The following is a 23,730-nucleotide window of genomic DNA, read 5'->3' on the forward strand; positions in this document are numbered from 1 at the left end:
TACTCTCAGTTTGAGAGTATTCCAAGTTATGATTTTCTTGGAATTTTTACATCGCACAAATCTAAAGGCCGAAGCGGCGTGGGGTTGAAGGATTAGATAGCCTGTCTAATTTTGCTTAGGTACTTAACCAATTAAAAAGCACTAGACACTTGCAATTATTAATAATTGTCTATAAAATTGTAAGTAAATTAATAATTAGTAAAACAATTAAATAATTTACACTTCATCAACAAACACAAATAAAGTCCTTAATTCCTTATTAATCAGTAAGCTATGAGTACCTTAGTCGCAAATATTGAACCAGCCTTGGAAGCATCAAGGGATTTTCTACCCTTAAATGGCACTGACTATGTGGAGCTGTATGTAGGAAATTCTAAGCAAGCAGCGCATTTTTTCCAGACAGCTTTTGGCTTTCAGCCGTTGGCATATGCGGGGTTAGAAACGGGCCTCCGCGACCGTGAATCGTACGTTTTGGTACAGGATAAAATCCGATTGGTGTTGACCTCGCCGCTTCAGGGTGGAACCGAAATCGGGAAACACATCGACAAGCATGGCGATGGTATCAAAGTGGTTGCTTTGTGGGTGGACGATGCACAGTATTCGTTTGAAGAAACGGTGCGACGTGGGGCAAAGCCGTATTTTGAACCCATCGTAGAAGAAGATGCGTTTGGAAAAGTAGTACGTTCTGGTATTCATACGTATGGAGATACCGTTCATATTTTTGTAGAAAGAGGCCAATACAAAGGCGTTTTCTTGCCAGGTTTTAAATCATGGAATCCTGCCTATCGTCCTGCCGAAATTGGCCTAAAATACGTGGACCACATGGTAGGAAATGTGGGCTGGAACGAAATGTTGCCTTGGGTGAATTTTTATGCCAACGTAATGGGATTCAATCAGTTGGTGTCATTTGATGACAAAGACATTTCAACCGATTATACCGCACTGATGAGCAAAGTGATGAGCAACGGAAATGGACGAATCAAATTTCCCATCAACGAGCCAGCCGAAGGAAAGAAAAAATCGCAGATAGAAGAATATCTTGATTTTTACGGTGGAGCAGGGGTACAACACATTGCGGTGGCTACTGACAACATCATCGAAACCGTAACCGAATTACAAAACCGTGGGATTGAATTTTTAAGAGTTCCCACTACCTATTACGATGATTTGTTGGCACGTGTGGGACACATTGACGAAGATTTAGAACCTCTGCGCAGGTTAGGTATTTTGGTGGACCGCGACGACGAGGGGTATTTACTCCAAATTTTCACCAAGCCCATCATGCCACGCCCGACCTTGTTTTTTGAAATCATTCAACGTAAAGGAGCAAAATCGTTTGGGAAGGGGAACTTTAAGGCGTTGTTTGAGGCCATTGAACGTGAACAAGAACTTAGAGGAACACTTTAGCTTATAATAAATTAGCTTGCAGAGGAGGTGAAAAATGAAACAAGACTTTCAAAATTATTCGCCCAGCGACCACCAAGTATGGAGGGCGTTGTTTGAACGGCAGATGGAACAATTGCCGCTCATAGCAAGTAAAACCTATCTAGCGGGAATCGATAAAGTAGGGTTTGTAGCTGACCATATTCCTAATTTTGAGACGGAAACTAATCCACGGTTGCGCGAGCTCACGGGTTGGGAAGTTGCGCCTGTGGAGGGTTTGATTCCCAAACGTGACTTTTTTGAGTTGTTGGCCAATAAAAAATTTCCAGCTTCAACTTGGTTACGAACACCCGAGCAGTTGGATTATTTGGAAGAGCCCGATATGTTTCACGATACGTTTGGACACGTACCACTGTTGGCGCACCAGCCGTTTTGTGATTTTATGTCGGAGTTAAGTAAAGTGGCGTTGCGGTGGCTAGATGTCCCCGAAGCCATTGAACAAATCGGCAGCTTATACTGGTACACCGTAGAATTTGGGTTGATTCAAGAAGAAAGCCGCCTTAAAATTTATGGGGGAGGTATTTTGTCGTCGATTGGCGAAAGTACTTACTGCCTCCGCGCAGATGTTCCCAAAATTCGTTTTGATGTAAGAGAACTTTTAGCAGCTTCTTATCATATCGACCGATTTCAGGATCATTATTTTGTCATAAATTCTTTTGAAGAATTGTACCGTTCAGTGCCTGATATTGAGGCTGTTTTAACAGAAATGCACTTTTTGGTGTAAAAAAAAGTAAGTTTTTTTGCGAAAAATTTGTTTTAAACATTTCAGAACCCCTATATTTGCGCCTCGATAAGCAACACACCAACGCGGTCGTAACTTATCGTTCAGCCTTTAAACGGAGAGATGGGTGAGTGGCTGAAACCAGCAGTTTGCTAAACTGCCGTACTCGCAAGGGTACCGAGGGTTCGAATCCCTCTCCCTCCGCTTGCTTGAAATAGCAGGAATCGGGATGTAGCGTAGTCCGGTCATCGCGCCTGGTTTGGGACCAGGAGGTCGCAAGTTCGAATCTTGCCATCCCGACAAAAAAGCCTTCCAAAATGGAAGGCTTTTTTATTTTCTGACTTCTTCTATATAATTCCATTTTTTAGGATCAAAAGCCGTTCACTAATACAAACTCAGATGTTCGCTGAAAAAGGGCTTCATTAAGCGATTCATCTGCGTAAATCTGTGCTCATCTGCGGGAAAAATTTTAAACAAACGAACTGAACGCCCTACTTTTTTATTTTCTTTGATTAATAAAGTACTGATAATCAATATTTTAAAAAATAATTTCAAAGAAATTTTAAGAAAAATAATCCTCCGCAAATCTAAGCGCTGACCAATCGCCGTAAGTCTGTTTGTAATTCAACATTTGAACAATCTATAAAAAACCAAATTACAAACACAATGAAAAAGCTAGTAATGTTGTTCGTATCGGCGTTTATTTTCAACGCATCTTTTGCACAAGAAAAAACAGTTGAAGTAGGTGGAGCTCCGATGTACCCGTCGAAAAATATCGTGCAAAATGCAGTTAATTCTAAAGACCACACGACGCTTGTCGCAGCTGTTAAAGCCGCAGGATTAGTAGAAACTTTGCAAAGTGCAGGCCCATTCACAGTGTTCGCTCCTACGAATGCTGCCTTTGATAAGTTGCCAGCTGGAACGGTTGAGACGTTGGTGAAGCCAGAAAATAAGGGCACATTGACGACCGTTTTAACGTACCACGTAGTGGCAGGCAAAATGGACTCAAAGGCAATTGCCGATGCGATTAAAGCAGGTGGCGGTACAGCTACGTTTAAAACGGTACAGGGTGGAACGCTAAAGGCAATGATGAAAGGGAAAAAGTTGATTCTTACTGACGAAAAAGGAGGAATGTCGACAGTAACTATCAAAGACGTGTATCAAAGCAACGGTGTGATTCACGTTATTGACACAGTCGTAATGCCAGGATAGGTATGTGTGGATGGTCGGCTTACGACCTGCGAGCGGTGGAATATTTCCACCGCTTTTTTGTTTTACCGTAATGATAAATGAAAAAATATAGGGTTAGTAAAGCGGCTAAAACAAGGTGCCCTGTAATCCCCCTTTTTCAAACTCTATCAGCCATTTTTTGCGCCAAAGCCCACCTGCATAGCCCGTAAGACTGCCGTCGGAGCCAATGATGCGGTGGCAGGGCACAATAAGCCAAATGGGATTTTTGCCATTGGCGGCGGCCACGGCTCGGATGGCTTTTTCATCGCCTAGTTGCCGAGAAAGTGCTAAATAAGAAGTGGTTCGGCCAAAAGGGACAAGCCGTAATTCCTGCCAAACGCGTCGTTGAAATTCGGTTCCTTTGGGGTTTAGCTTTAAGTCAAAGACTTGGCGTTTTCCCTCAAAATATTCTTTTAATTGGGCTAGACAGTCCTGTACCACCCCACAGATTGGGGCTTCGACAGAAGGGAAGGCTTCGTTGGTAATGGTTACTTTTTGGATGCCTTCGTCGTCACCTTCAATGTGAGCTACTCCGAGAGGCGTTTGCAAATACGCAATAGACATGGGTTGTAGTTGATAAAATTGAAATAAAAATAGGTTTTTTTTGCATATAATCGTAATTTTGCGCGCAAATTTTTTAAAACAACTTACTATGTCTGCTGTTGTAGAAACGGCCAGTGTTTTGGCCGACCGCATTAACGCGTTAGAAGAGTCTTCTACGTTGGGAATGACCAAAAAAGCGCGCGAATTAGCCGCACAAGGTCATAAAGTGATTAGCTTGAGCGTGGGTGAGCCCGATTTCAAGACCCCAAAGCACATCTGCGAAGCTGCAAAGCAAGCCATCGACGAAGGCTATCACGGCTATTCGCCAGTGGCAGGTTATGCCGATTTGCGCAAAGCCATTGCTGATAAGTTTAAGAATGAAAATAATATAAATTGGAAACCTGAAAATATTGTAGTGTCAACAGGGGCTAAGCATTCTTTGGCAAATGTGATTCAGGTATTGGTAAACCCAGGCGACGAAGTCGTGATTTTGTCACCGTATTGGGTAAGCTATTCCGAAATGGTGAAGTTGGCCGAAGGGAAATCAGTGATTGTGGACGGTAGTTTTGAAAATGATTTTAAAGTAACTCCTGAGCAACTAGAAGCCGCCATTACGAGCCGTACCAAGGTAGTAATGTTTGCTTCACCCAACAACCCAACGGGTTCGGTTTATAGTGAAGAAGAACTTCGGGCGTTGGCGGCGGTGATCGCCAAACACGAAAACGTGTATGTATTGGCCGATGAAATCTACGAATACATCAACTTTACACCTCAAGGGCATTTTAGCATTGGCTCGGTGGCCGAAATCCACGATCGTGTCATTACTGTAAACGGGGTAGCGAAAGGCTATGCTATGACAGGATGGCGCATTGGTTACATCGGTGCCGCGAAATGGATTGCTGACGGAGTAGAAAAATTGCAAGGTCAAGTAACTTCAGGTACGGGTTCAATTTCACAGCGTGCGGCGTTGGCGGCCATTACAGGCCCGAAAGACGCGGCCAAAGAAATGTGCGAGGCTTACGACCGTCGCCGTCATTTGGTGGTTGGTTTGTTGAAAGAAATTCCAGGATTTAAAGTAAATATGCCACAAGGAGCGTTTTACGCTTTCCCTGACATTAGCTACTATTTTGGTAAAACCGATGGTAAAACAGCTATCAACGATTCAGATGATTTCTGCATGTGGTTGCTCAACGAAGCGTTTGTGGCCACAGTGGCAGGGTCTGGTTTTGGAGCACCAAACTGTATGCGTATCTCTACGGCTGCTTCGGATGAGAATTTAACCGAAGCGTGTCGTCGTATTGCAGAAGCCGTAGCTAAGTTGTATTAGTCACAAGCAAGCTAGGACTGACGAAAATAAGTGTACCCCGAAAAAGCAAACGTGCTTTTTCGGGGTATTTTTTTGCCTATTGCTTTGGCATTTTTTTTAGGATAACCGCATCAATGTAAAACGTACCAAAAGGAATAAAACACGCCAGTAAAACTTTCCAAGTCACCCTTCGGAAGGGCCAATGCTGTTCGAGGCTTACTTTGAAGGTACTAAAAACAAAAAGTACAAAAAGGATACCATGGACGGGACCAACGGCTTTTACCCAACTTGGATCGTGCGCCATGTACTTGAGCGGAACCGCCACAAAAACTAGCACAAGTAGAGAAATACCTTCCAAAAAGGCAATAAGCCGCAATCGACCTACAGAGGTCGTGAAAAATGAGCTCATAAAGTATAGGAGGTTAGAAAGTTCTAAAAAGTGGCCGGGTAGAGAGCGGCGAAAAGGGCCAAGGTATGGCAATAAAAATAACCAAAAGGGTCAATGCAAACCAGAAAAACATGGTTTTGAATTTATCGTGGTCGGTGGCTTTTCGTTTTGCTAACGCTGAGCCGATGGTGACAAGAACAACCGCGATAAACATTAACAATGGATGAATCAATCCGAAAAATGTTAAATCAATTTTTTGAAAACCCATTCGGGCATTTTTCAAAAAATACATTGCTATGGGGCTTTCGCTGTAAATCCATAAGCCGAGCATCAACTGAATATGGGCCACAGTAGCTGTCCAATGCCGAAAAGCGTTATCGGCTCTTGTGAAAGGACGGGGTTGGCGAATTCCTAAATAAGCCCTAATCAGCGAGATAACTAAAGTAGCGACGACTAACCAACGAACCGTAGAATGTAGAAATAAAAGAAGTGAGTACATAAGTCTTTTTTTTGCAAAGGTCGCTGCTATCCGAATACAAAAGTAGGACGAGAAAAGCTGATATTAGGACAAATCAATCCTTTTACGAAATTCATTTGGACTGACTCCTACGTATTTTTTAAATAGCCTACTAAAATAAGAAGCGTCGAGTAAGCCAAGTTCGGCGGCGATTTCGCTGATGCTCAGTTTACTTTGAAACAAGAGCACTTTAGCCTCTAGCACGAGTGTTTCGTCAATCCACTTGGAAGGAGATTGGTTGGTGACGTCACGGATAACTTTGTTGAGGTGGTTGGGGCTAACGTGGAGCAGTTCGGCGTATTCACTCACAAGATGTTTACTGCGAATGTATTGATGTAATAATGCTTTGAAGCGATTGGTTAGGTGGAGAGACGTTGTGCTTTTTCCTTGTGCAAGTGGTTGATAGGCCCTATTTAGCTCGCATAGTGCCGTAATAAAATAGGGTTGAATCAACGAACTTCCCAAGCCGTATTGTTGGTATTCGAGCTGTACCCTTTGAAAAAGCATTTCCAAAAAAGGGGCACTTGGCGGCGTTGGACGAATGATGGGGTTGCCCCAAAGGGTAAGGAATTCAAATTGGTCAATCAGTTCTTTACTGCCAATTTTACCAATCAGAAAATCACTGCTAAAAACCACGATGTATCCCTGATTTTGCTCGTATTTGTCGTAAGAAAATACCTGTCCAGCGGGTACTATAAGGCACTCATTGGCTTGGATGCAAACATCGTGGAAGCCAATTTTCATGGTAGCTTCCCCTGACGTTAAGTAAATAAGCGAGTGCGTGGTTGAGCGAGAGGGAGGAACGGGTAACTTAGACAGTTTTATCAATTCCTGCACATCTACAATAAAGAAGCGCCCAAAGTCGGGGCGCATCATTTCTTGCAGCGGAGGCTCAGGATCAAAATACCTATCGACAAATTCGTAGGTAGAAAACGTTTTTATTTTCTTCGACACAGGCATTTTTTATTTATTCAACGGCCTCTTGGTACCATTTTTCAAAATTCAAAGGAGGTGTCCAATTGTACTTAGGTTCGTAATACGTCCAAAGCGCTTTTGCTACTTTTCGAAGTAAAACATAGCCTGCATTGTTGGCCGTCCAGCTTTCGTCTTTGTTGTTTTTAGTGATGACACAATAAACATACGCTCCGTGGGGAGCATGAACCAACACGGCTTCCGAACGAGAACGATTGACCGCTCCATTTTTACAAGCGGTTTTGATTTCGGGAGGAAGTTGAGAGAGTCCTTCTCCATCCCAGTACTGACGAGTAAGGTTGCGGTACATGCGGTCGGAGGCATCAGGGCTAATGGCTTTTCCCGCGCGAATCATTGCAATAAGTTCCGCCATCTCGCGCGGACTGGTTTGCCCCCAGCCGTAACGCGTGCGGTTGGCTTCGCGGCCAGGCGTGCGCGAATTGACGCGGGTGGCCGTGAAGCCGTTTTTGTCTAACCACTCGTTGATGCTTTTTCCGCCTCCCGCTAAAGCTTGACACCAAAGGCTGCCCGTATTGTCGCTGACGGTTTCCATGAGCATAACGACTTCACTTAACGGAATTTTTGCGCCGTCTTTGAGAGAACCGACGATACCATCATCGTAGTGTAACGAATCTTTGTAGGTAAGAATGGCATTGTATTTTAATTCACCTTTACTGATTTTGTCAAACAACCCGCACTGAATCGGTACTTTAATCATGCTGGCAGTTGGAAACAGCGTATCGGCGTTGATTTCAACGATTTTATTGGTTTTTAAGTTACGCACATACACTCCCACGTCCCCTTCGTGTCCTTTGATTACTTCTTGCAAGAGGGCTGTAAGTTTTTTGTCAATTTTGGTATTGGGAACGTTGGGTTGAGCTGAAGCTAGGTGGCAACAACTAATCAACAGCATAAGCGTAAGAAAGTAGCGAGGGTTGGTTGATGAAAACATGGGTTGAAGTATTGGGAATTAGGAATGGGGAATTAGGAATCAGGAACGTATGGATCGGGTTACTCCTAACCCGACCGCTGACGAGCGAACGGGGTTACTCCTAAACCCGTTGGACCAAAGTTGTGGCTGTAGAAAGCTGGTTATTCTCAAAATCCGCTAGGTTTTGCAACGTCACTTGGGCGATTTGGGTGAGGGCTTCTTCGGTAAAAAAGCCTTGGTGGGCCGTAATCAGCACATTCGGAAAACTCATAAGTCGCATGAGCATATCGTCTTGGATAATGCTTTCCGAAAAATCATTGAAAAACAAATCGGCTTCTTGTTCATAGACATCAATCCCCAAATAGCCCAATTTTCCGCTTTTCAACGCATTAATAACCGCTTTGGTGTCGATAAGCCCGCCGCGACTTGTATTGATGAGCATGGTGTTGGGCTTCATTTTTTCGAGCGACTCGCTGTTAATGAGGCGATTGGTTTGTGGGGTAAGCGGGCAGTGAAGTGAAATAATATCCGATTGGGCAAAAAGCTCGTCTAATTCCACAAATTGAATTCCTGCATTGATAAGAACAGGATTGGGATGAATGTCATAAGCCAGTACTTTGCACCCAAACCCTTTCATAATAAATACAAAAGCCTCGCCAATTTTTCCCGTTCCAACGACACCGACGGTTTTTCCGTACAAATCAAAACCCGTGAGGCGTTCCAATGAAAAATTCCCTTCGCGGACGCGGTTGTAAGCTTTATGCGTTTTACGATTAAGCGTCATGATGAGCGCCACGGCGTGTTCGGCTACGGCGTGAGGCGAGTAGGCAGGGACGCGAACGACGGTAATGCCTTGTTTTTGAGCGGCTTGAAGATCCACGTTGTTGAAACCCGCACAGCGTAGGGCGATGATTTTGATGTTTCGCGCGGCGAGTTGTGCAATGACTTCGGCATTGAGTTGGTCATTGACAAAGACGCATACCCCGTCGTAGCCGTTGGTTAAATCAACACTTTCGGCATTGAGGGGATTTTCAAAGTATTTTAACTCATGGTATGTATTGTAGCGGTTAAAATAGATTTTATCGTAGATTTTTGAACTGAAAAATGCAATTTTCATACCTTTTGTGTGACTTAAAACTAAAATAACGGTCTAACGATTTGCAAGGACTTAAAAAACACTTAGATTTGAGCCTTGTGAATCAAATATAGTATAAACCAAACAAAATCTTTTTCAACCATGGGACTCATGTCATTTTTTAAGGGTGTTGGAGAAAAAATCTTCGGCAAAGACGAACCAGCTGCAGCACCTGAAAAAGTTGCGGAACTCAAAGCGGGCGCGTTGTTACAACACGTAAAAACGTTGGGCTTGCCTTACAATAAACTTATTGTAAAAGTAGCGGGTCACACCGTTATTATCGAAGGTGAAGTTGCGAAACAAGAAGACGCCGAAAAAATCGCGTTGGCAGTAGGAAACGTTGAAGGCGTTGAAGCTGTGGATAACAATATGGTGGTGGTTGAACCAGCGCCAGAGGCTCAGTATCACACAGTTGTAGAAGGCGATTGGCTTTCTAAAATCTCGGCTAAGTACTACGGAGACCCAATGAAGTATGAAATTATCTTTGAAGCCAACAAGCCAATGTTGACTCACCCTGACAAAATCTACCCAGGTCAGGTGTTGCGCATTCCACCGCTTTCATAATTCAACATTTTCCCAACCTCCCGAAAGTTTTAAACTTTCGGGAGGTTATCCTCAAGCCCTTCTCAGCATCGTTTCTGAGAAGGGCTTTTTTGTTGTTACCACCCCCAAAAAAGTGAAACTGATTTTTGTCATGGTTTGGGTTAACAAAAAGTCATAGGAGGCTTTTCCACCTTCCCGAAAGTTCAAAACTTTCGGGAAGGTATTACGTTTCAAACTTTCGGGAAGGTGAACTTATGAGATGGATTTTTTTCTACGATATGCCTGCCATTGTTTGAGCGGGAAAGGCAACGCATTGTAATGAAGTACCCAATATTCTTCGGACTGCGCACCGAAGGAGGCATAAAAAGACGCAATGGACTCCTTTTCGGGGCTTTCAAAATCAAATACATAGCCCGAGTTAGCGAAGGCTTGAAAGCATTGGTCAATCAACAACGTGCGAGCGTTGCCCTTGCGCCCGACCGCCGAGGCGGCGTTGAACAAATACACAATGCGTTGGTCATAGGTGGCAAACAGCGCCCCCGCTTCTATCTTCCCGTCTTTGTGCGCGTACACGATGCGAGCGGCGTTGCGGTGCTGCAAGGCTTCCACCACTTTTCGCAGCAATTCGTAAGCCGTTTCGGCCACGCCCCCTTGAATGTTGGCCGCGTGGTTTTCCTGAAACAATTGAATCATCGGTTCAATGTCCTCGCTTTCGGTGATTTCCCATCCAAAACGAAGCGCGCGCACTAAGTTCATGCGGCGGTCGGTGGAGTAGCGTTGGTGGAGTTGTTCGTAAGGAACGTTGAGGGGAAAGAGGTGGGTAAAACACCGCTTTACCTCCCACGGCGCAGGAAAAAGGCTGCCGCCAAAACGCCCCGAATAGCTCGACACGTACCGAAAACGCGTAGAAAGGGCTTCCAAAAACGCAGTTTGCACCGAAGCAAGCTCGACCGAAGGTGTCGTAAAAATCCCTAAAAACTGACAAAAAAACGGCTGTTGGACTACGTTTAACCCCCATTTTTGCTGCGTGGGTAGGGGCATCAGGGCCTTCCAAACCCCGTCTTCTTCCAGCACCAATGCCTGCCATTGCGGCGAAACCACGTCCAAATACCACGCATACGCGTACATCACCCGCTGCGGAGAGGCGGCAATGAAGGCATCCCAACGACTAAGGGAAAAAGCAGTATGCGGGAGGAGGTGTAATTTACCCAAAATTACTCCGAATTTTTTGGAGTGCTTCTTTGACGGCTTCGTCTTGTTCCATCAAGTCGCTGATGGTCTGTACGGCGTGGATGACCGTGCTGTGGTCGCGGCCGCCAAAGTGATACCCAATGGATTTTAACGATAAGTCGGTGAGTTCTTTGGCAAAATACATCGCTACCTGACGCGGAAACACCAGCTCCTTTTTACGGCTCTTGCTTTTCAAATCGGCAATGGTCACGTCGTAAAAATCAGATACAATGTCTTGAATCGTGTCGATGTTGACTTCCTTTTCTTCGGTAGAAACAATGTTTTTTAAGACACTTTTTGCCAATTCTAGGTCAATATCCCGACGTACGAGCGATGCCTGCGCCATGAGCGAGATGATAACTCCCTCAAGTTCACGAACATTCGTATTTACACTATGCGCCACGTACTCAATCACACTTGCTTCGATATAAATACCTTCGGCTTGCAGTTTGCGCTGAATGATAGCAATCCGTGTTTCGAAGTCGGGCTGTTGGAGATCGGCCGTGAGGCCCCACTTAAAGCGAGAAAGCAAACGGTCTTGAAGCCCTTGTAGTTCACTCGGACGGCGGTCGGAGGTCATGATGATTTGACGACCTGATTGGTGCAAGTGATTAAAGATATGGAAGAAGGTATCTTGCGTTTTTTCTTTACCCGACAAAAACTGCACATCGTCCAAAATCAACGTATCGACACGCATGTAGAAATCGGTGAAATCTTGCAGGGTATTGTTTCTGATGGCGTTGATAAATTGGTTCGTAAATTTCTCAGAAGAAACGTACAACACCGATTTGTCGCCAAAATGGCCTTTGATGTGGTTTCCGATGGCTTGAACCAAGTGCGTTTTGCCCAAGCCCACGCCGCCATAAATCAGAAGCGGGTTGAACGAAGTAACTCCTGGGCGCTGCGCCACGGCCATACCTGCCGAGCGGGCCAGACGGTTACAATCTCCCTCAATGTAGTTGTCAAAACTGTAATTGGTATTGAGAAACAAATCCAGTTCGGTGGTATCGATGCCTCTAACGGGCGGTGGAGCAGGCTTTCGGGGTTCAGAAGCTGCTTTCTGACGTGCTTCTGCCGCTACGGGCGAGTTCGTCGTTGGTACATGAACCTTAATGGGCGGTTGACGGTCGGTGCCTGTGTCAACAATAATAGAGTATTCGAGCTGTCCGTCACGACCAATAGCGAAATCGAGTGCGCGTCGAAGAACGTGAATATAGTTTTCTTCGAGCCACTCATAAAAAAACTGACTAGGTACTTGTATGGTCAAAGTTTTCCCATCAAGCCGAAAGGGGACAATCGGCTCAAACCAGGTTTTAAAACTTTGTTCGGAGATATTTGCCTTGATGACTTGCAGGCATTTCTCCCATACCTCATCGACTTCGCGGCGTAATTGATAGTTCACTCAACTCTATTTTTTGGACAAAGGGCTGCAAAATTAGGGAAAACTTACGCATAAACAATAAGTATTAGATGCTGATTTTTGTCAGAATTGCAGAAATTCTGCAAAAAATCATGGCTTTTTTGCGCATCTATATCTATATAGCAGCAAATCCAGCACAAGGCTTGAAATGGAAAGTTATTCCCTCTATTTTTACCCAATCGTTTTAAAATTATTTTTTCTTTAAAAAGTACAAGACTTCATGAACTTACCTCTTTTCTCCGAATTTTCCCCCGCTCCGAAAGAAGTTTGGAAACAGCAGACCATCAAAGACTTGAAAGGGAAAGATTTTGATGCGACTCTCTTGTGGAATACGGCAGAAGGAATCGTAGTTGAGCCTTACTATGCCTCAGAAGATCTTGTAGATGAGCGATTTGTGGCTCTTCAAGCCTCTCAAACTCAAAATGCGGGTTGGCTAAATCAGCCAAATGTGGAAATCGGCGAGGAAAAAGAAACCAATCTACGGCTCAAGTCAATGCTGAAAAAAGGAGCAGAGGCGTTGATGGTGAATTTGGAAAAAAATGAGAAAGTGGAACTGACAAAGTTGCTCGATGGGATAAAGTTGAGCGAAACACCCGTTTTTTTTCAAACAGGAGGACGAGAAGTGGCTACCGTTTCTGAATTACTCCGATTTATTCCTTATCAAATGAAAGGCGGTTTGGCCGACGACGGCTTGGCGCGTTGGACACAAACGGGAGAACTATCAGCCTCGTATTTTAAAGAATTGGCCAACTGTATTCAACAAACTCAAAAATCGCCGCAGTTTCGGACGGTATGTGTGAGCAGTCATGTGTTTCATAACGCAGGGGCAAATATTGCGCAAGAGTTGGCCTTCACGCTTTCGTCGGCGGTGACCTACCTAGATAAACTTACTGATGAAGGGCTTACGGTGGAGGAGATTTTGTCAAAAGTATATTTCTCTTTGTCTATTGGTACGAATTATTTTCTTGAAATTGCGAAGCTACGCGCTTTACGGTATTTGTGGGAGCGAATCAGTGGGCAGTTTTTGAAGGAAGTTGTTCGGTATGACAAAGCGTACTGCTATATCCATGCGCAAACATCAACGTTTTATGATGCAGCCATCACGCCCAACACCAACATGTTGCGCGCTACGACCGAAGCGATGAGTGCGGTCATGGGCGGTTGCGATGCGTTGACGGTTCATGCGTACGATGCTGTATTTCAAGAATCGGACGAGTTTTCGGAGCGCATTGCCCGAAATATTTCCATTTTGCTGAAGGGCGAAAGTTATTTAGACAAGATCATTGACCCTGCGGCGGGAAGTTATTACCTCGAAAACTTGACACTTCAACTGGCTGACAAAGCATGGGAATTGTTCCTTGCTATCGAGGAAAAAGGAGGGTTTATGGAGGCCGTCACTCAAAATGTCATTCAGGAGTCGATTGAGGAGAATTACGAACAAACGCTTCGCGCCTTACAAGATGGAAAGCGCGTGATGGTAGGAGTGAATAAATTTAGGTTTGACGAAGGAATCCTTGTACCGCCTTCTACAATTGAAGAAAAACCCACTCAATCAGCGTTTAAATTACTAGCCAACCGTCGAATCGCCCAATTGTTTGAAGCATAAAAATAGGATGACCACACCTGATAAAGTAAGTCGTTATTTGCAAATCCTGCTGATGGGAGCAGTGATTATGTATTTCACCAAAGTGATTAGCATTCCGATGATGTTTGGGTTATTGATTGCGATGGTGTTGTACCCTTTATGCCGATGGCTCGAACGTCGGCGCTGGCCGCGAAGTACTGCCATTGCTGCCTGTTTGGCCATTGTGTTGGTAATTGGCGCGGGCTTGGTTGGGATTATGGTGTGGCAGGTGGTTGAATTACGGCAGGAACTACCGAGATTGAGCCTAAAAAGTGACAAAATATTGGTTGATTTTCAACATTGGCTCACAACGCAATGGCATATTTCGCTTGATATGCAAATCAATTGGCTAAGACAGACGGCTAATAATTTGGGTAGTCGGTTAGGTGCGGTATTGTTAGGAACTGTCAATGCGACGGCAAGTTTACTGTTCAATTTGGTGATGATACCGCTTTTTACGGCCTTGTTTTTAAGTTACCGAGAACTGTTGATGCGGGGCTTATATGAACTTTTTGGCGATGCAAACCGCGACCGAGTAAGGGTGGTAGCTATGCAAACAGTAGATACCTATTATAACTACATCAAAGGCTTACTCTTAGTATATTTGATAGTTGGCATTCTCAACAGTGTCGGCTTGGCCATTGTGGGGTTGAACCAAGCGATTTTGTTTGGTTTTATTGCCTCCATTCTGACCATCATTCCCTACGTAGGAATTGCGATTGGAGCGTTGTTGCCAATTTCAGTTGCGTGGATGATGCACGACTCTATTTGGTATCCATTGGGCGTGGTGGCGGTTTTTGGGATTGTTCAGTACTTAGAGGCCAATGTCATTTTTCCGTGGGTAGTAGGCGTACAATTAAAGGTAAATACCTTAGCATCGGTGGTGGCGTTATTTTTGGGCGGGGTCATTTGGGGGGTATCGGGCATGGTGTTGTTTTTACCTTTTGTGGCAATCTTAAAACTCATCGCCGATAATGTGGAAGAATGGAAGCCCTTAGCGACGTTTTTGGGGCCCGAGAAATAGCTTAAACAAAATTTCAATAGTTTTTATGTTTAACAAATTACGATTTAAAATACTAATGAAGCGTTTTTTTTTATTTGTAATATTATTTATTTGGGGTTATGTGTCACATGGACAAGACACTCAGAAAGGAGTCTCAAATGATTCTTTGTCATTAGACATGTTTCGAAAAATGCTAATTGGCTCAAACGAAATAGATTCGTTATATATTTTTGATAAGCGTTTGGTTTATAAAATTACATCATCAGATACAAATGGGGTTTTTACAACTTCAAACGAGGAATATTATTTTAGTTCGAAGAATCCTCACATACAAATGATATCATCGTTAGATATAGATTCTAGCCATTTATTTGTTGATTATAACAGAAAAATTGTTTTGTTACTTGAAACAACTGATTCTTTAAAGCGAGGAGTGATGATGCCTATACTTTCTGTAGTCTCTCAATTAAAAAATGATACAAGAATAAAAACATCTTTACTTATTGGAGCAAAAGAGAGTTTAGAAAGTGAAAAAATAAATTCCTTTGAATGTAAAAGATATGAGCAAATAATTGATACACTAAAAACTACTTTTTATTTATCATCCAATATGGAAAAAATGCCATTTTCTACTGTAGAAAAAGTAGGGATGACAAAAATGATTCTTAATGATTCTACTTTGAGTGGATTATTAGTGAAGTGGACAATTGTAAATAATAAAAGTAAAATTGTCGAAGAAAAAGTTCTAACCTCTATTGATGATGTAAAAATGGAGTTAAAAACCAAAGAATATTCTATTTTGGGTTTTTCAGGTGGACTTTTTAGTGGTCTTTTAGAGGGCTCAATTTCAAATATGGACACTACAATATATGTTTTACCAATAAGTCATGAAAATAAATATGGTATTATAAGATATCAAGGTAATAAAGAAGAAATCTTAGTTCCTCATGAATACGATGAAGATAAACTTTTAAGCGATAGTTTGATTGCATTGATGAAAGATGGTACTTGGAAAATATATCAAGTATCCAAAAATAAATTTTTGCCTAATTTAGATTGTATAAATATTGAACGAATGGGAGGGCTTGAAATGTCTACTATAGCTTTACAGTTTCCTAATTCGCTCTGGGGGTTAATAGATTCTTTAGGTAATGTAATGTTAAAGCCTACTTATGAAGATTTTTCTTATGAATCCTACTTTAATGTTGCTAAAGTTAAAAAGAATAATTTATGGGGATTGATTAATAAAAAAGGTGAGAATATTACTCGTCAAAAATATCAAGAAATTACTCTCTATGATAGTCCATGGCTAGCAGTAAAGGAAAAAGGTAGATGGGGAGTTATAAGTTATTCAGGTGAAATGATTATTTCTCCACAATTTGAAGAAATTAGTAGTATTGGCGAATTAATAACTGCAAAAAAGAATAATAAATGGGGTTTTATTGATGGGAAAAATAAAATTATAATACCATTTACATACAGTAAAGCGAATAATTTTTCGCAGGGTTTAGCATCTGTGAAAAAAAATGGAAAATGGGGGTTTATTGATAGAGCCAATAAAACTATTATACCTTTTGTCTATGATGAAGCATTCTATTTTGGAGAGGATGGCCGTTCAAGAGTTATAAAAGGTAAAAAAGAGTTTGTAATTGATAGGACTGGTAAATGTATTGAAGATTGTAAGTAACAGAAAGTTTATTATGAAACCCAACTTCCTCAACATAGAAAAAGAACTAGATGTTTCCTTGCGTCAGCAGGATAAACCCTGGGAAGGAGCAAAACCCTTTGTAACCGCCGAAGGCATCAAAGTAAAAACAACTTTTACCAAAGCAGACGTAGCCGATGCTGAACATTTGGGGTTTGCGGCGGGTATTGCTCCTTTTTTGCGCGGCCCGTACAGCACCATGTACGTGATGCAACCTTGGACGGTGCGTCAATATGCAGGCTTTTCAACGGCGGAGGAGTCCAATGCTTTTTACCGTAGAAACTTAGCCGCAGGTCAGAAAGGACTTTCCGTAGCATTTGACTTAGCAACCCACCGTGGGTACGATTCAGATCATCCGAGGGTAGTGGGCGATGTAGGCAAAGCAGGGGTAGCCATTGACAGCGTCGAGGATATGAAAATTCTTTTCGACCAAATTCCTCTCGACCAAATGTCGGTTTCGATGACCATGAACGGGGCTGTGGTTCCAATCATGGCTTTTTATATTTTGGCCGCCGAAGAACAAGGCGTTTCTCCTGAACAGTTGGCAGGGACGATTCAGAACGATATTTTGAAAGAGTTCATGGTGCGCAATACCTATATTTACCCTCCAGCGCCAAGTATGCGCATCATCGGGGATATTTTTGCGTACGCAAGCCGTTTTATGCCCAAATTCAATAGCATCAGTATCAGTGGCTACCACATGCACGAAGCGGGTGCCCCTGCTCACATTGAGCTTGCCTACACGCTGGCCGATGGGATGGAGTACATTCGGACGGGATTGGAGGCGGGTATGGACATTGATGATTTTGCGCCGCGTTTGTCTTTCTTTTGGGGGATTGGTATGAATCATTTCATGGAAATTGCCAAAATGCGCGCAGGGCGGTTGTTGTGGGCAAAAATTGTGAATAAATTTTCTCCCAAAAACAAAAAATCGCTGGCATTGCGTACCCACTGCCAAACCTCAGGCTGGTCGCTGACGGAGCAAGACCCGTTCAACAACGTGGCTCGCACGGCGATTGAAGCCATGGCGGCGGCCTTGGGCCACACCCAAAGTTTGCACACCAATTCGCTTGACGAAGCCATTGCCCTACCTACCGATTTTTCGGCGCGGATTGCTCGGAATACCCAATTGTATTTACAAAATGAAACGGATATTTGCCGCGTTGTGGATCCGTGGGGAGGAAGTTATTATGTTGAATATTTGACCAAAGAATTGGCCGAAAAAGCGTGGGCGTTGATCGAAGAAGTAGAGCAAATGGGCGGTATGACCAAGGCGATAGAGGCAGGTTTACCCAAAATGCGCATCGAAGAAGCGGCAGCCCGCAAACAAGCCCGCATCGACAGCGGAAAAGATATCATTTTGGGGGTCAACAAATTTAAACCTGATTCGGAGAAGGCACTTGATATTTTGGAGGTGGACAATCAGGCGGTTCGAGAGTCGCAAATCGCGCGATTGAATCGTTTGAAAGCCGAGCGTAACCCCGAAAAAGTACGAGAAGCTTTGGAAGCTATTACGGAGGCGTGTCATCAGCAAGGAGGAACAGATTTTGACTCTAATTTGCTCAGTTTGGCCGTAAAAGCGGCGCGTTTACGCGCTACATTGGGGGAGATTTCGGATGCAATGGAAAAAGTTTTTGGAAGATATAAAGCAGTGATACGTTCAATTTCAGGTGTTTATAGTGCGGAGGTTTCGGACGATGAGAATTTCCGCTTGGCCCGTGAGATGGCCGACCGTTTTGCCGAACTTGAAGGGCGTCGTCCGCGCTTGATGGTGGCTAAAATGGGGCAAGATGGCCACGACCGCGGTGCCAAAGTGATTGCAACAAGCTTTGCTGATTTGGGTTTTGACGTGGACATGGGGCCGCTGTTCCAAACCCCCGAGGAGACGGCACGTCAAGCGGTGGAGAATGATGTGCATGTGGTGGGTGCGTCTAGTTTGGCGGCAGGACACAAAACCCTTGTTCCGCAACTAATTGAGGAACTCAAAAAGCTAGGCCGCGAAGATATTATGGTGATTGCGGGCGGCGTGATTCCTCCCCAAGATTACGATTTTTTGTACAGAGCAGGGGTAAAAGGGGTTTTTGGCCCAGGGACCATTATCTCGGTGGCTGCTCAGAAAATTTTGAGGGAGTTGATGGGAGAGGGGTAGCGCTTTCCCATTCAAACCTAGAACAATACTCGTGCCCCGTTAGCAATAGCGGGGCATTTTTTGTTATTTTGAGACAGATTTAATCGCAAAGAGCAATGGAAAATTTTCGGATTGAGAGCTTACAAATTGCACAAGTTGGCCCTTTTCGTGATGTAGAGATGAACTTCAAGCCCAAGAAGGTAAATGACAAAGCGGAAATTCATATTCTTACTGGAGGAAATGGTACAGGAAAAAGTACAATTTTACAGTGCTTGTCATTTCCAAAGTATTACAATGGAGATTTAATCGTTAATAAGTTTTGGACGAATAAGCCGACAAGTTCATTTACCATTGGCTATTCAGTTTCTCCTGCATCTCCACCGATGAAATGGTATTTGAGTCAAGGTAATTTAGACTCTAATAATTGGGTTCCTAGACTTGTCGAATATTCCAATAAAGTAGGGGCAAAACCTGAAACGGTAGAATTTGATTTTATTATAATAGCTTATTCGGGCTATCGCCAGGTAAGCGACTTTAAGGTTACTGGGATTCAGGAAATACAGGAAAGACCACTGTTTAATGCGAATAATTTTACGAATTCCATCAATCCACAGCTCTTTTTTCAATGGCTTGTAAACGTTCAAACCCGTGAACTGATAGCCAAAGGCAAAGGGGATATACAAAAAGCAAATAAATACCGCTCAACGATTGAAATTATTGAAAATGCGTTAGGCGACATTATTGATTCAGAGGTTAAATTCGACTTAGAAGAGGAACCATTAGGCGTAAAAATCAAGGTTGATGGCCAAACCTTGAATTTCGACCAACTCCCCGACGGCCTGAAATCTATGGTAAGTTGGATGGGGGATTTGCTTATGCGGATGGATCGGCTAAAATGGGTCAATGATACTCCCGTTTTGGAAAGAAACTTTATCTTGCTACTGGACGAAATCGAAGTACATCTGCATCCCGCATGGCAGCGAAAAATTTTACCTGTCGTCCAAAAACTATTCAAAAACGCTCAAATTTTTATTTCAACTCATTCTCCTTTTGTAGTGGGTTCGGTGGATGGCGCTTGGGTGCATCGTTTTGAGAAAAAAGACGGTTACAGTGTCTTGGCAGGGCCGCCTATTTTATCAGAAGATGCCAAAAGCTATGATTATATCTTGGAAGAAATATTTGGTATCAAAGAGCGCTTCGGGGTTGAAGTGGAAAGGAAATTACAGGATTTTCAAGCGCTAAAAACGTCTTTTTTGGCTGAACAGCGCCAAGATTACGCTCTTCGACTGCATCAACTGGTAAAAGAACTTTCGGGACAAAGTACGGAGTTAGATAGTATTCTGGGTATGGAACTCCGTCAGTTAAAACGTCTTACTAATCAGGATTTTTCTTTGACCGAAATATGAGAAAGTTTGAACGTAAAGAAGAGCCAGAAGTGTTGTCAAAAACCGTCGAAGGAAAGCCTCGGTGGGAATGGTTTGGTGAACGTTACGCTCAAAATCGAGCTCAAAACCCTTCTTTTATGTTTCAATGGCCACAAATCGAAGGTAAAAAGCTGAATCAGCATCTTTTGCCTGATTTGATGGAAATGACCGAGAGTCATTGTTCTTATTGTGATGATTACCCTTTTCATAGAGGAGGTGATTCAATTGACCATTTTTACCCAAAATCACTTCCCGCTTTCTACGGACTCGTATGCGATTGGAGGAATTTATACATCGCTTGTAAACATTGCCAAGAAGCAAAGGGAAATCAACACGAGCCAGACCTCTTGCGTCCTGATGAAGTAGCGTTTGAGTTCAAAAAGTATTTTATTTATGATTTCATTCAGCATCGTTTACTGCCTAATCCTCAAGCCTTAGAAGAGGAAAAAGTAAAGGCAGAAGTTACAATTCGGGTGCTTGATTTAAACTATCCTGGAATGTGTACAAGTCGCCGTCACGCATTTCAGCGATTTATGAGGGATGATAATCCATTTTTGTCGGATTACAATTTTAGATTTATGTTTGATGATTAATTGAACCCTAACATCAACATTTAATTTCTTTGATTTGGGAACCCAACAGAGACGGTTAACGATTAACAGAATAACAATTAACGAATTTCAAATGCAGCAATACCACGACTTACTTCGCCATATTTTAGCCAACGGAACCCGCAAAACCGACCGCACAGGTACAGGAACCATTAGTGTATTTGGCTACCAAATGCGTTTTGATTTACAAAAAGGGTTTCCTCTGGTCACAACCAAAAAAGTGCATACCAAATCAATCATTCATGAATTACTTTGGTTTTTAAAAGGCGATACCAACATCAAATACCTCAAAGACCACGGCGTGAGTATTTGGGATGAATGGGCCGACGCCGACGGTAACTTAGGCCCCGTTTATGGAAAACAATGGCGTAGCTGGGAAGCCCCTAACGGACAGGTGATTGACCAGTTTATGGATGTGTTGAAACAACTTAAAAATAGCCCCGATTCTCGTCGGATTATCGTTTCGGCATGGAATCCTGCGGATTTGTCAAAAATGGCACTCAGCCCTTGTCATGCCTTGTTTCAGTTTTATGTCGCCGATAATAAACTTTCTTGTCAGTTGTACCAACGCAGTGCGGATGTGTTTTTGGGTGTGCCCTTCAACATCGCTAGTTATGCGCTGCTTACGATGATGATTGCCCAAGAATGTGGCTTTGAGTACGGTGATTTTATTTGGACTGGCGGAGATACGCATATTTATCTTAACCATTTGGAACAAGTTGAGTTACAACTTAGTCGGGAGCCTAGAGAGCTGCCAACCATGAAGCTCAATCCCGACGTGAAGAGTGTATTTGACTTTACATTTGAGGATTTTACCCTCGAAAATTACAATCCATGGCCAGCCATTAAAGCACCTGTGGCTGTTTAGTCGGACTTAATACTAAATCGTGATGAAGAATTGGTGGCGTTGTTTGATGGGAGTGCTGTTGCCTCTGTTTGCTTTCGCGCAAATTAGGGTCGAAATTGTACGCCATGCGCCGTTCAAAACCGCGAACCAGCGCCTTTTTTTAGCAACTGATTTTAATAATTGGCAGCCAGGAGATTTGGCGTATGAGCTAAAGCGCTCGGAATCAGGCGTGTATTACATTGATTTGCCCGATACCCTCACCGTTTTTAAATACAAAATTACGCAAGGGAATTGGGGATTAGTGGAAGGAGACGATAAAGGAGGTAGTCGGGCAGATAGGGTATATTATCGTTTTAAAGAAAAGAACCCTAAGCTAATTCAGCTTACCGTTGATGGCTGGGAGGCAAGGGCTACCTACCATTTTGTCGTTACTCAAATTCCTGAAAATACGCCCAAAGATGCCAGTTTGTTTATTGTGGGAAATTTCAATAATTGGCACGCTGGCGATGAAGATTTTCGCCTGAGAAAGCAAGTCGATGGTACGTATCGCGTAACGGTAGCTTCCGACTTACCGAGACTTGAATATAAGTTTACCCGAGGAGATTGGAACAGCGTTGAAGGACAGGAATACGGAAAAACGCGTCCTAATCGCCTACTTTATCGTGGTAAAGTGCTTAACAATGAGAATATTGAGGCAGAAATTCAGTCGTGGGAAGACCTTTCGGGGACATTTCGCTCCATTTCTATTTATGATCTTTTGTTGTTGTTTTCGGCCTTTCAAAGTATTTTATTAATCATTGCCATTACTTCTATGCAAGACTACAACCGACATGCGAATCGTTGGTTGGTGGTTTCGCTGGCATTTATGGCTGTGGTAGTGGCCATCAAAGTGGTCAGTGCATACCGTGAAGTAGCGCAAGAATATACTAAAATGCTACTTATACCCGATTTCGCACTGTTTTTGTACGCCCCACTTTTCTATTTTTACATTCAGAAACTGCTTTTCAAAATTCCCAAATTTCCACGACACTGGTGGGGACATTTTTTATTGCCAGCGGTTCAGTTGCTGGTCTATCTTCCTTTCTTTTTTATGGAAGAAAAGCGCCTTCAAATCAAAATTGTCAACCGTGAAACCGACATTGTTTGGTTGTTTTGGGGAACAGGAACGCTGGCGCTATTGACTAATTTGTACTACTGGATTGTATGTTATCGTGCCATTCGTTCGTATCGGGCATTGGCTGCCAATCAATCTTCTTCTGAGTACAACCTTCAATACCTTTCGACGGTTTTGGGACTACAATTGGTCTGTTTGGTGCTTTGGCTTTTTTCAGGCTTGTTATTTGGCGTGGGGTATTTTTTCAAAATTGAGACGGTTTCGATTGTCCAGAAGAGCATTGATACCATTTGGTTAGCGTTTTCGACTATTCCCTACTTTCTGGGGTATTTTGCCATTCACCAACCCGAAATTTTTAAAATTCAGGCCAAACCTCAGCCTTTCCTAAAACCTACCGAAGAACCTACCGTTACGATTGCTTTGCAAGATGCATTGGCTCCCGTTTTAGAAAAAGAGGCGGACACGCTCGAAAATTTAGGTGGGTACAAAAGCAAATTGGAAACCTACATGCAGCAACATAAGCCTTATACCAACCCTGGATTGACGCTCAATGAATTGGCCCAGAAATTAAAACTTGCGCCTCATTTATTGTCAAAAATTATCAATGAAGGCTACAACAAAAACTTTTTTGACTTTGTCAATGAGTACCGAATCGAAGAATTTAAACAACGTTTTGAAGACCCACGCAACAAACATTTTACCCTTTTGGCCATTGCCTTTGAAGTAGGGTTTAATTCAAAAACGGCTTTCAACCGCGCTTTCAAAAAAATGACGCAACAAACCCCGCGTGAATATTTCTTTGAGGCCAGGATTGAGGATGAATAAGCAGAGCTAGCTTCATAAATGTGTGCCATTTTATTGGTTAGGACGTGCCACCTTCTAAAAGTGGCACGTC

Annotated in this window: 21 protein-coding genes and 2 tRNA genes; 15 read left to right on the top strand and 8 right to left on the bottom strand. The window is 43.1% G+C overall.

Translation table 11 applies throughout. The features are described 5' to 3' along the window. Positions 1 to 273: 273 nt before the first annotated feature. The 5 genes from hppD (at position 274) to AC23P2_RS25645 (ending at position 3,376) form a co-directional block, all read left to right on the top strand. Positions 274 to 1,407, top strand: a complete 1,134-nt coding sequence (hppD, locus tag AC23P2_RS25625) for a 4-hydroxyphenylpyruvate dioxygenase (protein WP_487775833.1) — start codon at positions 274 to 276, stop codon at positions 1,405 to 1,407. Between the two features lie 34 nt (positions 1,408 to 1,441). Beyond that, positions 1,442 to 2,167 carry a phenylalanine 4-monooxygenase gene (gene phhA, locus AC23P2_RS25630; protein ID WP_487775834.1) on the top strand — a complete coding sequence of 242 codons (726 nt, stop codon included), beginning with the start codon at positions 1,442 to 1,444 and terminating at the stop codon, positions 2,165 to 2,167. Positions 2,168 to 2,281: 114 nt separating this feature from the next. Then, positions 2,282 to 2,368, top strand: a tRNA-Ser gene (locus AC23P2_RS25635). A 21-nt stretch (positions 2,369 to 2,389) separates the two neighbouring features. After that, positions 2,390 to 2,464, top strand: a tRNA-Pro gene (locus AC23P2_RS25640). Positions 2,465 to 2,830: 366 nt separating this feature from the next. Further along, positions 2,831 to 3,376, top strand: coding sequence for a fasciclin domain-containing protein (locus AC23P2_RS25645; protein WP_487775835.1), 546 nt, complete (start codon positions 2,831 to 2,833; stop codon positions 3,374 to 3,376). A gap of 105 nt (positions 3,377 to 3,481) precedes the next feature. On the opposite strand, the gene AC23P2_RS25650 is transcribed toward AC23P2_RS25645, so the two are convergent. Beyond that, on the bottom strand, positions 3,482 to 3,958 hold the full coding sequence (locus tag AC23P2_RS25650; protein ID WP_487775836.1) for a methylated-DNA--[protein]-cysteine S-methyltransferase: 477 nt from the start codon (positions 3,956 to 3,958) through the stop codon (positions 3,482 to 3,484). Between the two features lie 88 nt (positions 3,959 to 4,046). Between AC23P2_RS25650 and AC23P2_RS25655 the strand changes: the two genes are divergently transcribed. After that, positions 4,047 to 5,264 carry a pyridoxal phosphate-dependent aminotransferase gene (locus AC23P2_RS25655; protein WP_487775837.1) on the top strand — a complete coding sequence of 406 codons (1,218 nt, stop codon included), beginning with the start codon at positions 4,047 to 4,049 and terminating at the stop codon, positions 5,262 to 5,264. A gap of 76 nt (positions 5,265 to 5,340) precedes the next feature. Here the strand turns inward: AC23P2_RS25655 and AC23P2_RS25660 are convergent, their stop codons facing one another. The 5 genes from AC23P2_RS25660 to AC23P2_RS25680 form a co-directional block, all read right to left on the bottom strand. Next, a complete protein-coding gene (locus AC23P2_RS25660; RefSeq protein WP_487775838.1) occupies positions 5,341 to 5,652 on the bottom strand; it encodes a DUF3817 domain-containing protein in 312 nt (103 codons plus the stop codon). Between the two features lie 13 nt (positions 5,653 to 5,665). Next, a complete protein-coding gene (locus AC23P2_RS25665; protein WP_487775839.1) occupies positions 5,666 to 6,130 on the bottom strand; it encodes a hypothetical protein in 465 nt (154 codons plus the stop codon). A 63-nt stretch (positions 6,131 to 6,193) separates the two neighbouring features. After that, positions 6,194 to 7,102, bottom strand: coding sequence for an AraC family transcriptional regulator (locus tag AC23P2_RS25670; protein WP_487775840.1), 909 nt, complete (start codon positions 7,100 to 7,102; stop codon positions 6,194 to 6,196). 13 nt (positions 7,103 to 7,115) lie between these two features. Next, positions 7,116 to 8,033, bottom strand: coding sequence for a serine hydrolase (locus tag AC23P2_RS25675; protein ID WP_487775910.1), 918 nt, complete (start codon positions 8,031 to 8,033; stop codon positions 7,116 to 7,118). 139 nt (positions 8,034 to 8,172) lie between these two features. Continuing rightward, positions 8,173 to 9,168 carry a 2-hydroxyacid dehydrogenase gene (locus AC23P2_RS25680; RefSeq protein ID WP_487775841.1) on the bottom strand — a complete coding sequence of 332 codons (996 nt, stop codon included), beginning with the start codon at positions 9,166 to 9,168 and terminating at the stop codon, positions 8,173 to 8,175. 120 nt (positions 9,169 to 9,288) lie between these two features. Between AC23P2_RS25680 and lysM the strand changes: the two genes are divergently transcribed. Continuing rightward, positions 9,289 to 9,750, top strand: coding sequence for a peptidoglycan-binding protein LysM (gene lysM / locus AC23P2_RS25685; RefSeq protein ID WP_122929886.1), 462 nt, complete (start codon positions 9,289 to 9,291; stop codon positions 9,748 to 9,750). A 231-nt stretch (positions 9,751 to 9,981) separates the two neighbouring features. Here the strand turns inward: lysM and AC23P2_RS25690 are convergent, their stop codons facing one another. Together AC23P2_RS25690 and dnaA are read right to left on the bottom strand one after the other, a co-directional pair. After that, a complete protein-coding gene (locus AC23P2_RS25690; protein WP_487775842.1) occupies positions 9,982 to 10,941 on the bottom strand; it encodes a GNAT family N-acetyltransferase in 960 nt (319 codons plus the stop codon). After that, on the bottom strand, positions 10,934 to 12,361 hold the full coding sequence (gene dnaA, locus AC23P2_RS25695) for a chromosomal replication initiator protein DnaA (RefSeq protein WP_487775843.1): 1,428 nt from the start codon (positions 12,359 to 12,361) through the stop codon (positions 10,934 to 10,936). Before dnaA ends, AC23P2_RS25690 begins: the two co-directional genes overlap by 8 nt. 238 nt (positions 12,362 to 12,599) lie before the next feature. Here dnaA and AC23P2_RS25700 point away from each other — a divergent pair, with 238 nt between their 5' ends. The 8 genes from AC23P2_RS25700 to AC23P2_RS25735 all read left to right on the top strand — a co-directional run bounded on the left by AC23P2_RS25700 (position 12,600) and on the right by AC23P2_RS25735 (position 23,660). After that, entirely contained in the window at positions 12,600 to 13,985 is a 1,386-nt protein-coding gene (locus AC23P2_RS25700) for a methylmalonyl-CoA mutase subunit beta (RefSeq protein WP_487775844.1), read from the top strand. 7 nt (positions 13,986 to 13,992) lie between these two features. Continuing rightward, positions 13,993 to 15,027, top strand: coding sequence for an AI-2E family transporter (locus tag AC23P2_RS25705; RefSeq protein WP_487775845.1), 1,035 nt, complete (start codon positions 13,993 to 13,995; stop codon positions 15,025 to 15,027). A gap of 55 nt (positions 15,028 to 15,082) precedes the next feature. Next, a complete protein-coding gene (locus AC23P2_RS25710) occupies positions 15,083 to 16,693 on the top strand; it encodes a WG repeat-containing protein (protein ID WP_487775846.1) in 1,611 nt (536 codons plus the stop codon). Positions 16,694 to 16,706: 13 nt separating this feature from the next. After that, positions 16,707 to 18,860 carry a methylmalonyl-CoA mutase gene (gene scpA, locus AC23P2_RS25715; protein WP_487775847.1) on the top strand — a complete coding sequence of 718 codons (2,154 nt, stop codon included), beginning with the start codon at positions 16,707 to 16,709 and terminating at the stop codon, positions 18,858 to 18,860. Between the two features lie 95 nt (positions 18,861 to 18,955). Continuing rightward, complete coding sequence (locus AC23P2_RS25720) at positions 18,956 to 20,245, top strand: AAA family ATPase (protein WP_487775848.1); 1,290 nt, start codon at positions 18,956 to 18,958, stop codon at positions 20,243 to 20,245. Beyond that, positions 20,242 to 20,856, top strand: a complete 615-nt coding sequence (locus tag AC23P2_RS25725; RefSeq protein WP_487775849.1) for a hypothetical protein — start codon at positions 20,242 to 20,244, stop codon at positions 20,854 to 20,856. Before AC23P2_RS25720 ends, AC23P2_RS25725 begins: the two co-directional genes overlap by 4 nt. A 91-nt stretch (positions 20,857 to 20,947) precedes the next feature. Beyond that, positions 20,948 to 21,742, top strand: a complete 795-nt coding sequence (locus tag AC23P2_RS25730; protein WP_487775850.1) for a thymidylate synthase — start codon at positions 20,948 to 20,950, stop codon at positions 21,740 to 21,742. 22 nt (positions 21,743 to 21,764) lie between these two features. Further along, positions 21,765 to 23,660 (top strand): helix-turn-helix domain-containing protein, encoded by a 1,896-nt coding sequence (locus AC23P2_RS25735; RefSeq protein WP_487775851.1) that lies wholly within the window; start codon positions 21,765 to 21,767, stop codon positions 23,658 to 23,660. Positions 23,661 to 23,730 lie beyond the last annotated feature (70 nt).

It is taken from the genome of Runella sp. R0.1_18, from assembly GCF_057652155.1.

Excerpts from the sequence above, each read along its gene's own strand:
- AC23P2_RS25660 (WP_487775838.1), bottom strand. The coding sequence starts at position 5,652 with ATGAGCTCATTTTTCACGACCTCTGTAGGTCGATTGCGGCTTATTGCC.
- AC23P2_RS25705 (WP_487775845.1), top strand. The coding sequence starts at position 13,993 with ATGACCACACCTGATAAAGTAAGTCGTTATTTGCAAATCCTGCTGATG.
- AC23P2_RS25665 (WP_487775839.1), bottom strand. The coding sequence starts at position 6,130 with ATGTACTCACTTCTTTTATTTCTACATTCTACGGTTCGTTGGTTAGTC.
- AC23P2_RS25725 (WP_487775849.1), top strand. The coding sequence starts at position 20,242 with ATGAGAAAGTTTGAACGTAAAGAAGAGCCAGAAGTGTTGTCAAAAACC.
- AC23P2_RS25700 (WP_487775844.1), top strand. The coding sequence starts at position 12,600 with ATGAACTTACCTCTTTTCTCCGAATTTTCCCCCGCTCCGAAAGAAGTT.
- AC23P2_RS25650 (WP_487775836.1), bottom strand. The coding sequence starts at position 3,958 with ATGTCTATTGCGTATTTGCAAACGCCTCTCGGAGTAGCTCACATTGAA.
- AC23P2_RS25735 (WP_487775851.1), top strand. The coding sequence starts at position 21,765 with ATGAAGAATTGGTGGCGTTGTTTGATGGGAGTGCTGTTGCCTCTGTTT.
- AC23P2_RS25720 (WP_487775848.1), top strand. The coding sequence starts at position 18,956 with ATGGAAAATTTTCGGATTGAGAGCTTACAAATTGCACAAGTTGGCCCT.
- scpA (WP_487775847.1), top strand. The coding sequence starts at position 16,707 with ATGAAACCCAACTTCCTCAACATAGAAAAAGAACTAGATGTTTCCTTG.
- AC23P2_RS25655 (WP_487775837.1), top strand. The coding sequence starts at position 4,047 with ATGTCTGCTGTTGTAGAAACGGCCAGTGTTTTGGCCGACCGCATTAAC.
- hppD (WP_487775833.1), top strand. The coding sequence starts at position 274 with ATGAGTACCTTAGTCGCAAATATTGAACCAGCCTTGGAAGCATCAAGG.
- AC23P2_RS25710 (WP_487775846.1), top strand. The coding sequence starts at position 15,083 with ATGAAGCGTTTTTTTTTATTTGTAATATTATTTATTTGGGGTTATGTG.
- AC23P2_RS25675 (WP_487775910.1), bottom strand. The coding sequence starts at position 8,033 with ATGCTGTTGATTAGTTGTTGCCACCTAGCTTCAGCTCAACCCAACGTT.
- phhA (WP_487775834.1), top strand. The coding sequence starts at position 1,442 with ATGAAACAAGACTTTCAAAATTATTCGCCCAGCGACCACCAAGTATGG.
- AC23P2_RS25730 (WP_487775850.1), top strand. The coding sequence starts at position 20,948 with ATGCAGCAATACCACGACTTACTTCGCCATATTTTAGCCAACGGAACC.
- AC23P2_RS25680 (WP_487775841.1), bottom strand. The coding sequence starts at position 9,168 with ATGAAAATTGCATTTTTCAGTTCAAAAATCTACGATAAAATCTATTTT.
- lysM (WP_122929886.1), top strand. The coding sequence starts at position 9,289 with ATGGGACTCATGTCATTTTTTAAGGGTGTTGGAGAAAAAATCTTCGGC.
- AC23P2_RS25645 (WP_487775835.1), top strand. The coding sequence starts at position 2,831 with ATGAAAAAGCTAGTAATGTTGTTCGTATCGGCGTTTATTTTCAACGCA.